Annotated in this window: 7 protein-coding genes; 5 read left to right on the top strand and 2 right to left on the bottom strand. The window is 62.2% G+C overall.

Going from position 1 to position 13,836, the window contains the following annotated elements; all coding sequences use genetic code 11:
- The first annotated feature begins 186 nt into the window (after positions 1-186).
- From J2Z31_RS08035 to J2Z31_RS08020, 4 genes are all read left to right on the top strand, one after another.
- A complete protein-coding gene (locus J2Z31_RS08035; RefSeq protein ID WP_209601385.1) occupies positions 187-1,746 on the top strand; it encodes a Do family serine endopeptidase in 1,560 nt (519 codons plus the stop codon).
- Between the two features lie 176 nt (positions 1,747-1,922).
- A complete protein-coding gene (locus J2Z31_RS08030; protein WP_328243240.1) occupies positions 1,923-2,624 on the top strand; it encodes a response regulator transcription factor in 702 nt (233 codons plus the stop codon).
- Positions 2,621-4,024 carry a sensor histidine kinase gene (locus J2Z31_RS08025; protein ID WP_209601383.1) on the top strand — a complete coding sequence of 468 codons (1,404 nt, stop codon included), beginning with the start codon at positions 2,621-2,623 and terminating at the stop codon, positions 4,022-4,024. The genes J2Z31_RS08030 and J2Z31_RS08025 overlap by 4 nt, the downstream gene beginning before the upstream one ends.
- A 115-nt stretch (positions 4,025-4,139) precedes the next feature.
- Positions 4,140-7,100: a bifunctional [glutamine synthetase] adenylyltransferase/[glutamine synthetase]-adenylyl-L-tyrosine phosphorylase gene (locus J2Z31_RS08020; protein WP_209601382.1), complete on the top strand. Its 2,961-nt coding sequence runs from the start codon at positions 4,140-4,142 to the stop codon at positions 7,098-7,100.
- Positions 7,101-7,174: 74 nt separating this feature from the next.
- Here J2Z31_RS08020 and J2Z31_RS08015 read toward each other — a convergent pair whose 3' ends face one another.
- Together J2Z31_RS08015 and pepN are read right to left on the bottom strand one after the other, a co-directional pair.
- Positions 7,175-9,502, bottom strand: a complete 2,328-nt coding sequence (locus tag J2Z31_RS08015) for a PAS domain-containing sensor histidine kinase (RefSeq protein ID WP_209601381.1) — start codon at positions 9,500-9,502, stop codon at positions 7,175-7,177.
- Positions 9,503-9,745: 243 nt separating this feature from the next.
- Complete coding sequence (pepN, locus tag J2Z31_RS08010) at positions 9,746-12,406, bottom strand: aminopeptidase N (protein ID WP_209602269.1); 2,661 nt, start codon at positions 12,404-12,406, stop codon at positions 9,746-9,748.
- Between the two features lie 375 nt (positions 12,407-12,781).
- Between pepN and J2Z31_RS08005 the strand changes: the two genes are divergently transcribed.
- The gene (locus J2Z31_RS08005; protein ID WP_209601380.1) at positions 12,782-13,720 is read left to right on the top strand and encodes a DMT family transporter; all 939 of its coding nucleotides are present in this window, start codon (positions 12,782-12,784) and stop codon (positions 13,718-13,720) included.
- The last annotated feature ends 116 nt before the right edge of the window (positions 13,721-13,836 follow it).

The raw sequence follows: 13,836 nt of genomic DNA, 5'->3' as shown, positions 1-13,836 counted from the left end.
TCATCTGCCGGACAGAAAGCAGTAAGGTCCCCTCCATTACACCTTGCCTTATCGGCTGTTCCTCCAGTCACAGCCAGTGGGACGAGCAGGTCTCGGGCGCCCTCGTCCCGTATTCTTGCTCGCAACCACGGTTTCCGAGCCGCCGCCCTGCGGGCGAACGCTCACGAAAAGAGAAAAGGCAACGAAATGACTACGAAGAAACCTCTGCGTCCCTCTCTCAAGACAGTCCTGAAGACCTCGACGGTTGCGGGACTTACAGCCGTCATGCTGACCAGCGGCCTTCCGGCCCAGATCTCGCAGTCGTTTGCGGAGGCGGTCAAGGTCGAGGCTCCCTCGGTTCCGAGCTTTGCGAATGTCGTCGACGCCGTGTCCCCCGCCGTCGTTTCCGTACGTGTTCAGTCGCGCGTCGCCTCGGATGAGCAGGCGGGCAATTTCACCTTCGATTTCGGCCGCGGCTTCGAGGATCTGCCTAACGACCATCCGCTCAAGCGCTTCTTCCGAGAATTCGGCGGACCGGACCCGCGCGACGGTGACCGGGCCGAGCGCTGGCGCGACCGCCGTGGCCCCCGTGGCGAAGGCCGCCTGCGCCCGCGGGCCCAGGGCTCGGGCTTCTTCATCTCGGAAGACGGCTACATCGTCACCAACAATCACGTCGTATCGGACGGCTCGACCTTCAACGTCATCCTGAATGACGGAACGGAACTCGACGCGAAGCTCGTCGGCAAGGACAGCCGGACCGATCTGGCCGTACTGAAAGCCGACGCCAACCGCAAGTTCGCCTATGTCACCTTTGCGGACGATAACATGGTCCGCGTCGGCGACTGGGTGGTCGCGGTCGGCAATCCGTTCGGTTTGGGCGGCACAGTGACGGCGGGTATCGTTTCCGCTCGCGGCCGGGATATCGGCTCGGGGCCCTATGACGACTACATCCAGGTCGATGCGGCGGTGAATCGCGGCAGCTCCGGCGGACCGACCTTCAACCTCGCGGGCGAGGTCGTCGGCATCAACACGGCGATCTTCTCGCCGTCCGGCGGCAATGTTGGCATTGCCTTCGCCATTCCCGCCACGGTCGCCAAGGATGTCGTCGACGACCTCATCAAGGACGGCAAGGTCTCTCGTGGCTGGCTTGGCGTCCAGATCCAGCCGGTAACCAAGGACATCGCCGAGTCGCTCGGCCTGTCCGAGGCGAATGGTGCGTTGGTTGTCGAGCCTCAGGCGGGTTCGCCGGGTGAAAAGGCCGGTATCAAGAAGGGCGACGTGGTCACCGCGTTGAACGGCGAGCCGATCAAGGACCCGCGTGACCTCGCGCGCCGTGTCGCGGCGCTCCAGCCGGGCACATCCGCCGATGTCACCCTGTGGCGCGACGGCAAGTCCGAGAGCGTCAAGCTCGAGATCGGAGCATTGCCGGAAGAAACGGCAGCTACCGCGCCTGAAACTGGCGACGAACAGAGCCAGCAAGGCGAGGTAGGCGAGGAGGCTCTTGCCGATCTCGGCCTCGCGGTCCTTCCGTCGGATGACGGAAAGGGCGTAACGATCGCGTCCGTCGATCCGGACTCCGATGCCGCCGACCGCGGCCTGAAGGAGGGGGAGAAGATCGTTTCGGTGAACAACCAGGATGTGAAGTCGGCAGACGACATCCTTAAAGTGATCAACAACGCCCGGAAGGATGGCCGCAGCAAGGCACTCTTCCAGATCGAAGCCTCTGAAGGCAGCCGCTTCGTCGCTCTCCCGATCGCTCAGAGCTGACGCCGCGGCGAGATCGGGAGCGGACGGGATCGCTCTAGCAATCCCGCCCGCTCCAGTCCGAGCTCAAGACGCCGCGACTTCGTTGCGATTTCGCGGCGTTTTTCATTTCTGCCGAACCCTGCGTTCGGGCCACTTTATGGATCGATTCCGGTTGAGACGAACAGAGGTCCGGGACTATGGTCACGCGCATGAAGATTCTGATTGTCGAAGATGACCTTGAGGCGGCCGCTTATCTTGCGAAGGCGTTCCGCGAGGCGGGCATCGTGTCCGACCATGCGAGTGACGGCGAGAGCGGCCTGTTCATGGCGAGCGAGAACGCCTATGACGTGCTCGTCGTGGACCGGATGCTGCCGCGCCGCGACGGGTTGTCGCTGATCAGCGAACTGAGGCGCAGGGGCGTTCACACGCCCGCGCTCATTCTCTCCGCTCTCGGCCAGGTGGACGACCGCGTCACCGGCCTTCGCGCCGGCGGCGACGACTATCTGCCAAAACCCTATGCTTTCAGCGAACTCCTGGCGCGCGTGGAGGTCCTCGGTCGACGGAAGGGCGCGCCGGAGCAGGACATGGTCTATCGTGTCGGCGATCTCGAACTCGACCGGCTCTCCCATTCCGTACGGCGGCAAGGCAAGGAGATCCCGCTGCAGCCGCGAGAGTTCCGTCTGCTCGAATACCTCATGAAGAACGCGGGGCAGGTCGTCACGAGGACGATGCTGCTTGAGAACGTGTGGGACTATCACTTCGACCCGCAGACGAACGTAATCGATGTCCACGTCTCGCGCCTGCGCTCCAAGATCGAAAAGGACTTCGATCCGCCCTTGCTCAGAACCGTTCGGGGTGCCGGCTATATGATCAAGGACGACCGGACGCCTGATACATGAGCAAGGTCAGCGTTCTGTTCAGGACGACCGCGGTTCGGCTTTCCGCGCTTTATCTCATACTCTTCTCGCTTTGCGCAGCCATTCTCGTTTTCTATGTTACCGGCATGTCGGAGCGCCTTCTGCAACAGCAGACGCGTGAGGCGATCGCAACCGAGGCGCTGCAGATCGAGGGTGTCTATGACCGAGCCGGCATCAGCGGGCTGCTTAGATCGCTGGAGCGACGCGCCCGTCAGCCGGGCGCCAGCCTGTACGTCATCGCCGGACCGAGCGGAGAAATCCTGGCGGGCAATGTGGCGAGCCTCGAGCCCGGACTTCTGGACTCCGGAGGCTGGACGACCGAACCGTTCCATTACCGCCGCTTCACCGACGAGAGCCGCACCGACAGCCACGTCGCCCTCGCTCAGATTCTCGTACTCGACAACGGCTTGCGGGTGCTTGTCGGCCGCGACCTTCAGGAGCCTGAGAAGCTTCGCGGGCTCGTCCGCCAAGCGCTGGTCGTCGCGCTCGGGACAATGGTGCTCGGCGCGCTTGTGATCTGGTTCGGGATCGGCCGCAATGCTCTGAAGCGTATTGACCGTATGTCCGAGGCGAGCACCAAGATCATGGCGGGCGACCTGTCGCAACGCTTACCGATGAGTGGATCCGGCGACGAGTTCGACCGGCTTTCCGAATCGTTGAATGCAATGCTCGGGCGGATCGAGAAGCTGAATGAGGGCTTGAAACAGGTCTCGGACAATATCGCCCATGATCTCAAGACTCCGCTGACGCGCCTGCGCAACAAGGCGGAAGCGGCGCTTGCCGGCAGCGGAAAACAAAACGCCGCGCTCGAGGAGATCATTGCCGAGTCCGACCAGCTGATCCGCACCTTCAATGCGCTGTTGATGATCTCGCGCGTGGAGGCGGGCTCCGCAGTCGCGGAGATGAGCGATGTTGATCTCAGCGGCATTGTCGCCGATTGCGTCGAACTCTACGAGCCGGTCGCGGAGGAAAACGCCCTCCGGCTGAAAGCCGATATAGAGCCTGGTGTCCTGATTTCCGGCAATCGCGAGCTGATCGGACAGGCACTCGGGAATCTGATCGACAACGCGGTAAAATACGCCGAGAAGGCCGATAACCCCCTGATCCAAGTCGAGATGAAGAAGGGAGATCGCAACGTCGTCCTCACGGTCGCCGATCATGGTCCGGGCGTGCCGGAAGGCATGCGCAGCGAAGTGGTCAAGCGCTTCGTTCGGCTCGACGAAAGCCGGTCGAAGCCCGGCACCGGTCTCGGCCTGTCCCTTGTCGAAGCGGTGATGGAGATGCACCATGGCACCCTCGAGCTTGCGGCGACGGAGCCGGATGGCCAGGGATTGACCGTGCGGATGGTTTTTCCGACCGCTGCGACCTGGAGAACGGAATGATCGCCACCTGCACCTACGGCGCCGCGCCGTCTTGTCAGACGCGCAAAAAGTCGCCGTAGCATTTCGAGACACTGCATGCGGTAGACTTTAGGAGGCATGCAGAAGGGGAAAACCGATGGAAGAACCGACCGAGCGGCGGCTGTCCGATATCGAAGCCGTGGAGATCCGACCGGCAAGTCAGGGGGAGGCGAAGGCCGCCCTTTCGGTCCTGAAGGATGCGGCTAAAGGGCGGGATGCAATTGCTCGGCTACTGGCGTCCAATGCGCCGTTCAAGGATTTTCTCGTCGCCGCGCTGGCGCTCTCGCCCTTCCTGCGCGACACCCTCGGCAGTCATCCTGCCATCCTCGAGGCGCTGCTTACAGAAGACTTGCCGTCATTTCTGCGCCGCCGGGTCGACGCTGCCCGGGCGGCGTGGCAAGGGGAGAGGGTGGGCGCCGCAGTCACCGACGCGGAGATCATGTCGCGGCTGCGGCGGGCGAGACGCGAGATCGCCCTAGCCATCGCGCTCGCCGATCTTTCCGGATTGTTCGACGGACGGGAGGCGACCCGGTGGTTGAGCGATTTCGCCGATGCGGCCGTCTCGGCGGTGATCGATCACCTGCTCTTGAGTGCGCAGGAGAGTGGCAAATTTTTGCTGAAGGACCCAGCCGCACCGAGCGCCGGCTCCGGGGTGGTCGTGCTCGGAATGGGCAAACTTGGGGCCTCGGAGCTCAACTATTCCTCCGATATCGACCTTGTCATCTTCTATGAGCCGCAATCCGCAATCATCGTTCAACCCGACGAGGCATCGGAGACCTTCGCGCGGCTCCTGCGTCGTCTGGTCCGCGTGCTCCAGGAGAGAACCGGCGACGGTTACGTCTTCCGCACTGACCTCAGACTGCGCCCGGATCCCGGTTCAACGCCTCTTGCGATTTCCGTCGAGGCCGCGATGCTCTACTATGAGGGCAGGGGCCAGAACTGGGAGCGCGCCGCCTTTATCAAGGCGCGGCCGGTTGCCGGCGACCTGGAGGCCGGCGAGCGGTTCCTCAAAGAGCTGACCCCCTTCGTCTTCCGCAAATATCTCGACTATGCGGCCATCGCCGACATCCACTCGATCAAGCGGCAAATTCACGCCCATAAGGGGCATGGCGAAATCGCGGTCAAGGGACACAATGTCAAGCTCGGTCGCGGCGGCATTCGTGAAATCGAGTTCTTCGTCCAGACGCAGCAACTGATCGCAGGTGGACGCATGGCTGCGCTGAGGCTGCGGGGGACGGAAGCGATGCTGCGCGCGCTCGCCGAAGCCGGCTGGATCGATCGGACGGCAGCGGACGAGCTGATCGAGGCCTATTGGTTCCTGCGCCGGGTCGAACACCGCATCCAGATGGTCCACGACGAGCAGACGCACCTGCTGCCCGAAACCGAAGCGGAGTTGAAGCGGATCGCCTGCATGCTCGGCTTCGCCGATACGGCGGCCTTTGCCACGCGGTTTTCGAACGTCCTTCGAACGGTCGAACGACGATACGCCCAGCTTTTCGAGCAGGAGGCGAAGCTCTCGAGCGATACCGGCAATCTCGTCTTCACCGGCCAGCAGGACGATCCGGATACACTGAAGACACTGAAGACGCTGGGCTTTGAGCGGCCCTCGGACATCGCACGAATCATTCGCACCTGGCACTACGGCCGCTACCGGGCGACGCAGTCCGTGGAGGCGCGCGAAAGGCTGACCGAGCTGACGCCGGAGCTGCTGCGGGTTTTCGGTGAAAGCCGGCGCGCCGACGAGGCGCTCCTGCGGTTCGACAAGTTTATCTCAGGGTTGCCTGCGGGCATCCAGCTCTTTTCGCTGCTTGGAAACAATCCGGGGCTGCTGTCGCTGATCGTCAATATCATGTCCTCGTCGCCGCGCCTGGCTGACATCATCGCTGCCAAGCCACATGTCTTCGATGGCATGTTGGATCCGGGCCTTCTCGCGGAACTGCCGACGCGCGATTATCTTGCGCCGCGCATCGCCAGTTTCGTCGCTGGCGCCCGCGATTACGAGGAGGTGCTCGATCGCCTGCGCATCATTGCCGCCGAGCAGCGCTTCCTGATCGGCATAAGGCTGCTGACCGGTTCGATTTCCGGCCTGCAGGCAGGTAGGGCGTTCACCGACCTTGCCGATCTGATCATCGCCGCCGCGCTCGACGCGGTCCTGGAGGAAATCCGCGCGGTCCATGGCCACTTGCCCGGCGGTCGCGTGGCGATCGTCGGCATGGGCAAGCTCGGTAGCCACGAGCTGACGGCCGGTTCCGATGTCGACCTCATTCTCCTTTACGACTATGACGACGAAATGCCAGAGTCCGACGGCGGAAAGCCGCTCGATCCGACTCGCTATTACACCCGCATTACCCAGCGATTGATCGCCGCTCTCTCCGCGCCCACTGCCGAAGGCATCCTTTACGACGTCGACATGCGGCTGCGGCCCTCCGGTAACAAGGGGCCGGTCGCAACCCGCATTTCCGCCTTTGCCAAATATCAGCGCCAGGAAGCCTGGACGTGGGAGCATCTGGCACTGACGCGCGCCCGCTGCATCTGCGGCGATGCAAACCTGATCGACGAAGCGGAGGCGATCTTTGCCGAGGTTCTCTCGCAGAAACGAGATGTCGGAAAAATCCGCAAAGACGTCGAGGAGATGCGGGAGCTCATCGACAGGGAGAAACCGCCGAACAGCATCTGGGATTTGAAGCTTATCCCAGGCGGTCTCGTCGACATCGAGTTCATCACCCAGTATCTGGCACTGATCGCGCCGAAAAGGGGCATGGCGCCATCGCCCGCCGGGAGCCATACCATGGAGGCGCTGAAGACGCTCGGCGCCGCCTTGATGGATGCAAACGACCTCGACGCTGCGGTCGAGGCGCTTACCCTTTTTACCGAAATATCGCAGATCGTCCGTCTCTGCATCGACGGCGAGTTCGACCCAGAGGAGGCGCCGGCCGGCCTCATCGATCTCGTTTGCCAGGCCGGGGACTATCCGGACCTGAAGCACCTCGAGGCGGATATTCGCCGCCTTTCAAAGGGGGTGCGCGGCATCTTCCACTCGGTCATTGCAGGTTCCTGACCTCTCTGCATGGCTCGTTAAATCGATGTCGATGCTACAGAGAGCTTTGCGGGTCCGAAGCGCGGCGCTGTAGATCAGGCGCAATCGGGTATCCTGACGGAGATGATCGTGCCGACGTTCTCGGCGGAGTGGATCTTGATCGTTCCGCCGTGCAGCCGCGTCAGCGAGCGGGAGATCGCAAGCCCGAGACCCGAGCCGCCCTTGCTCTTGGCGTATTGGCTCTGCACCTGCTCGAAGGGGTAGCCGATCTTTTGCAGCGCATCCTTCGGGATGCCGATGCCGGAATCGGCGATCGTCAATGTCACTGCGCCCCGAACCTTGCGGGCTCTAAGCGATATGCGCCCGCCCTCATTGGTGAATTTGACCGCGTTCGAGAGAAGGTTCAGCAGCACCTGCTTCATCGCCCGCCGGTCGGCGAACATCGTTAGCCCTGAAGATACCTGCTGGACGACGCGGATATTCTTCTGCTGCGCCGGAATCGTGGTGAAGCGCAGCGTCTCCTCGATGAGCGGCGCGAGATCGATCCTCTCGCGCGAGATGCGCATATGCCCCGCCTCGATCTTCGACATGTCGAGTATATCGTTGATGACGTTCAGCAGATGCTTGCCGCTTTCGTGGATGTCGCGGGAATATTCGTGATACTTCTCCGAGCCGAGAGGGCCGAACATCTGGTTCTGCAAGATTTCCGAGAAGCCGAGAATGGCATTGAGCGGCGTGCGCAGCTCGTGCGACATGTTGGCGAGGAATTCGGACTTGGCGCGGTTTGCAGCCTCCGCCCGTTCTTTTTCAGCCTGGTAGTTTGAATTGGCGACGGAGAGTTCGGCCTTCTGCCGTTCGAGCGTGATGCGCGATGCCGAGAGATCGCCGATCGTCGCCATCAGCCGCCGTTCCGACTCGCGCAGGCGCACCTGGTGGCGCTTCAAGAGCGTGATGTCGGTGCCGACGGAAACGAGGCCGCCGTCGCGCGTCCGGCGCTCATTGATCTGCAGCCAGCGCTCGTCGGCGAGTTGTACCTCGGTCGTCTGCGATTGGCTGCCGCGGTCCGGGTCTGCCACGCGCCGCTCGATAACGGGCTTTGCCGCGGCGGCGTGGACCACCGCCCGCTCGGTGCCAGGCACCAGAACGTGGTCCGGCAGTTGATAAGCCTGCTGGAAATGGGTGTTGCACATGACCAGGCGGTCGTGCTTGTCCCAGAGCACGAAGGCCTCGGACGTGCACTCTATCGCATCGGCGAGGCGCTGGTCCGCTTCGGCATAGCGTTGCGCAAGCCGATGCTGCTCGGTGACATCCATGGCGATGCCAATGAGGTGGGCCCGACCCGCAACCGTGCGGATCACCTGCGCGCGGGCGCGAAGCCACACGTAATGCCCGTCCGCGTGGCGCATGCGGAAGACCTGGTCGATCTGGCGCTCGTTGCCCCTGGCGATGGCCCGCGCGACCCGGTAAATACCGCGATCTTCCGGGTGCATGAGCCGCGCGGCGTCGCCGAAGGACAGCACGCTGCTGTTGCCGGGCATACCGAGCATCTCGTACATCGAGCGGGACCAGAACAGGCGTCGATTGGCAAGGTCGAAATCCCACAGGCCACACCGACCGCGCGAAAGCGCGGTTTCGACGCGGAGATTCGATTCTGCGAACTCGGCATCGGCGTCGCGGGCGCGCTTTGCCTGGATATAATAGGCGTAGAGCACGACGAGCAGGATTGCCGAAATGCCGGCAAACAGGGTGACATTGAGCGAGACGTCGTCGCGCCAGGCGGCCTCGAATTGGGCGACAGGCATCACTGACAAAACGACGCCTGCGGAAGTCGGCACCTGCACCAGCGCCACGAAGTGTTCGGAGCCGTCGATGAGCGCCTTGATCGGTCCGGAACCCACGCCATAGTATTGCAGCGGCGCCACATCCGGGGCGATCGCTGCGAGCGCATGGCCGATGAAGGAGGCGCCGCCCGGCGTGCCGGCGAAGACGCGTCCGTCCCGGCGGACCAAGAGAAGGAACATGCCGGCGTCGAGAGCCTCGGCCGGCAGATATTCGGCCAACCGCCGCTCGGCTTCCGACCGCCGCCCCTCTGCGAAGAGCTCCGCCCCGTCGCCCTGGAAAGCCGCGGCTGCCGCCGCGGCTGCGAGGCTGACAGCATGGCGCGAACTCGTCTCCATGCGGGCATGCTCGTTCATGATGCCTGACACGCGCGAGATCGCGACGATCAAAAGGAATGCGATAATGAGGACCGGAATGGAGCGCTTGAGAACAGGCTCGATGTCAACGAGCTTCCGCGCGGCCGGTTCGGCAAGGAGCTTCGCCTGCTCTATGAACTCTCCTTCCAGGCCCGCGAGGCCTGGAAACTTGAGTCGCAACCGCCCGTCGGCTGCGCTTCCCCGTCGCGCGTCCGCCATCTTTCCCAATCTGTCGTCCTCGATAGCGTCCTCGCATGCTGATGCCGAAGGGACGCGCTGATCCGCTTACTCGGATATCTCGGCCTCCTTCCAGAATTCTGGCTGGTACAGGCTTGTATCCGTGATTCGGCGCACCGCCTGCGCGAATCTGACTCAATGAATCACAGGGCGATTCACCTTGTCTAGAGGCGGCGGTAAAGATTTATTAACCAAATTTCATCGTTTGAAAATTGTAGGGGAGGCAGCCGGAGGTCAGGCGGCTCCTTCGTCCTGGAGCATGCGCTCGACAATGTCGCTAACATCGGCGGAAAGGTTTGGTGCCGCCGCGATTTCCTCGAGCGCGTAGCGCGCCTGATCGGCCCGCATCCGCTCGAGCGATCGCCACGAGCGCATCGACGTCAGGATTCGGGCCGCAAGCTGTGGGTTTCGCGGGTCGATATCGAGGATCTGCTTTGCGAGGAAGCGATAGCCTTCACCGTCTGCGCGGTTGAAACCAGTGGGGTTGGAGAATGCGAAAGTCCCAACGAGCGACCGCACGCGATTTGGATTGCCAGCGTTGAAGTGCGGATCCGACATCAGTGCCTTCACCCGATCGAGGGTCGAGGCGCCGGGGATCGTCGCCTGGATGGCGAACCACTTGTCGATGACGAGCGCGTTGTCCGCAAAGCGCCTCTTGAATTCGGCAAGCGCCTCCACCGTCCCCTCAGCGAAAGGAAACCGATGCGCCAGCAGTGTCAGCGCAAAGCTGAGGTCGGTCATGTTATTGGCGGCACGAAACGCGTTCACCGCCTTCTCCGGCCGTTCATCGCCATAGACGAGATAGGAGAGCGCCGAATTGCGCAGCGCCCTTCGGCCGGCGCTTGTCGCATCGGGACGAAACGGCCCGGAAAGTGTCATTTCCCCGACCAGCCGCGTGAAGGTGTCCCGGCCGGACGTGGCAAGGGCGGAAAGGACGGCTTGGCGGGCAGCCTGAATGGCGTCCGGATCATTGTCGCGACCGATCTCCCGGGCGATATCGGATTCACTCGGCAGCGACAGGACCTGCGAGCGGAAGGCCGGCTCGAGCCGGTCGTCCTCGGCAGCTGTCAGGAGGCCCTCGACGAGCGCTTCGTCGCAGGTGACCGGCTCGGCGCGCCGCACTTGCCCCGTTGCCTTGACCAAATTGTCGAGCGCCATCGTATTCAGCGCTTGCCAGCGCGCAAAGAGATCGGCTTCGTGGCGCGCGATGAGGGCGCGATCGTCGGCGCTCTGTTCGACTTGCAGATTGATCGGCGCGGCGAAGCCGCGGTTGAAAGAGGGAACCGGCCGTGACGGAATGCCGGAAAATACGACGGTTTGCCTGCGTTCGGTAAGATGGACCACGTCGTTGGTCACTTCGGCTCCGGAGACGGACGTGGCGACCGCCTCGCTGCCGTCCCCAAGCAGCAATCCCATGCGCAGCGGAATATGCATCGGCCGCTTCGCAGATTGGCCCGGCGTCGGCGGTACCGACTGTTCGAGCGAGAGCGTGAAGGTCTGCTTGGCTGCATCGTATGAGCCGGACGCCGTGACCAGGGGCGTTCCCGCCTGATGGTACCAGAGCGAGAATTGCTTGAGGTCGCGCCCGCTCGCCGCCTCGAAGCAGGCGATGAAATCCTCGATCGTTACCGCCTGGCCGTCATGGCGCTCGAAATAGAGGTCCATGCCTTTCTTGAAGAGATCTCGCTCGAGAATGGTCGCTACCATCCGGGTCAGCTCGGAGCCCTTTTCGTAAACTGTCGTCGTGTAGAAGTTGTTTATTTCACGGTATTGTGTCGGGCGCACCGGATGGGCGAGCGGGCCGGCATCCTCTGGGAACTGCTCGGACTTCAAGTGCCGGACCTCGGCGATGCGCTTGACGGTGCGAGAGCGCATGTCCGCGGAAAATTCGTGATCGCGGTAGACGGTCAGGCCTTCCTTCAGGCACAGCTGAAACCAGTCCCGGCAGGTGATGCGGTTACCGGTCCAATTATGAAAATATTCATGCGCGATGATCGCCTCGATATTGGCGTAATCCGCATCGGTCGCCGTTTCGGGGTCGGCGAGCACGTATTTGTCGTTGAAGATGTTGAGCCCCTTGTTCTCCATGGCGCCCATGTTGAAATCGGATACGGCGACGATCATGAAAATGTCGAGATCGTATTCGCGGCCGAAGACCTCCTCATCCCATTTCATCGCCCGCTTAAGCGCGTCCATGGCATAGGTCGCGCGCGGTTCCTTGCCGTGCTCGACATAGATCCTCAGCGCCACTTCGCGGCCGGAGGCGGTGATGAATTTGTCCTCGGCGACGCCAAGGTCACCGGCAACGAGCGCGAAAAGATAGCTCGGTTTCGGATGCGGATCGAACCACGAGGCAAAATGGCGGCCATCGCTCATGTCGGCGCCGCCGAGATAGTTGCCGTTGGAAAGCAGCAAGGGCGCCGTCGCCTTGTCGGCGATGATGTTGACCGTATAGACGGCGAGCACGTCTGGGCGGTCAGGAAAATAGGTGATGCGACGGAAGCCTTCGGCTTCGCACTGCGTACAATAGACATTGCTGGTGCGGTAGAGGCCCATCAACTGGGTATTGGTTTCCGGCGACAGAAGCGTCGTGACGGTGATCTCGAAAGGGGCGCTCTCCGGCAGGCCGCGGATCGTCAGCGCGTCGGCGGAAACATCGTAAAGCGTTGCCGGCATTTCCTCCTGATCGAAAAGCAGGCCGGTCAGGGTCAACTCATCGCCGTCAAGGACCAGCGGTGCTGAGGGGCTGACGCCTTCGCGCCGGTGGAAGATCAGACGCGCCTCGACCTTGGTCTCCCTCGGGTCGAGTTCGAAAGTCAGATCCACCCTCTCCAGAACGAAGTCGGTCGGCCGATAATCTTCCAGATGTACGATCTGGCCAGTATTTGTCCGCATGGTCAGTCCCGCTCGCGCCTTCTGTTCCATGTTGTAGAGGGCGCCTGTGATGGTGAAAAGGCCAAGGGGCGAGATTTTGCGGCTGAGGCCGGCGACCGCACTCCCGGCAGCAGACACGGCGTCTATGTCCCTCCCGCTCCCTATCCACTGCAGGTTTTATCGGAGCGCCACTAACAAGACCTAAATCCCGCAGAATAATTTCGTTCCCGCTATTTGAACCTTTATCTCACTGCCAGTCATCACGAAAAAATCGGTTTCATCAACAAATTTGATCCCACATCCTGGCTGGCGCAGCTAAGGTCCAAGTGAAAGCGCACCATGCTTCCCGCGGCCCCGCCGTCCTCTCTGGTTCCCCCGGACGATCGCTGTCTAATAATGAACGCCGATATACACAGCCCGATGCGGGGGATTCTGCTCAAGATTCTGTCGGTCGTCGTTTTCGTCTGCATGTCGACCTGCATCAAGGCGGCCGGCAACGATATCGCCACGGGCCAGATTACCTTCTACCGTTCGGCCTTTGCCATGGTTCCGATAATCGGCTTTCTCGCAGCCCGCGGGCAACTGCGCGACGCCTTCCGGACGACGAATATCAGTGGTCATCTCGCGCGCGGCTTCGTCGGTATTCTGTCAATGAGTTTCGGCTTCTATGGGCTCGTGCATCTGCCGCTGCCGGAGGCCATAGCGATCGGTTATGCCATGCCGCTCCTGGCGGTGGTCTTCGCGGCGTTCTTTCTTGGCGAGGTTGTGCGGCTTTACCGCTGGTCCGCCGTGGTCATCGGTCTAATCGGCGTGATGATCATCATCTGGCCGCGATTGACATTGCTCGACCAAGGCGGCTTCGGTTCGTCCGAGGCGCTCGGCGCGATAGCGGTCCTCCTGTCGGCAACACTCGGTGCGACCGCAATGGTGCTCGTGCGCAAGCTCGTGCAGACGGAGCGCACGCACACGATCGTCCTCTACTTCTCGCTATCGGCCTCGCTATTCTCGCTGGCAACGCTCCCCTTCGGCTGGAGCGCGATGTCGTGGACGTCCTTCCTGCTCCTGGTGATCGCAGGCTTCTGCGGCGGCATCGCCCAGATCCTGTTGACGGAGAGCTACCGTCACGCCGACATGTCGACGATCGCCCCCTTTGAATACACTTCGATCGTGCTCGGCATCGTCATCGGTTATTTCCTGTTCGGCGATGTGCCGACGGGAACTATGCTCCTCGGCACCGCCGTCGTGGTGGGTGCCGGCATTTTCATCATTTTCCGGGAGCACCGGCTAGGCCTGGAGCGCAAGGGGGCGCGCAAGCATGTGACACCGCAGGGGTGAAGGCTGCCAGCGCGAGTGCTGAGCGGGTGGGCGACGGGCAGGGGCGAGAAGGCTTACTGCATGTCTCCTCAAATCGACCTCGATTTAAGGACAAAGACATGCAGCATTTCAAAGTG

Source organism: Sinorhizobium kostiense, assembly GCF_017874595.1.
GTDB lineage: Bacteria > Pseudomonadota > Alphaproteobacteria > Rhizobiales > Rhizobiaceae > Sinorhizobium > Sinorhizobium kostiense.
This window is presented reverse-complemented; position numbering and strand designations above follow the sequence as displayed.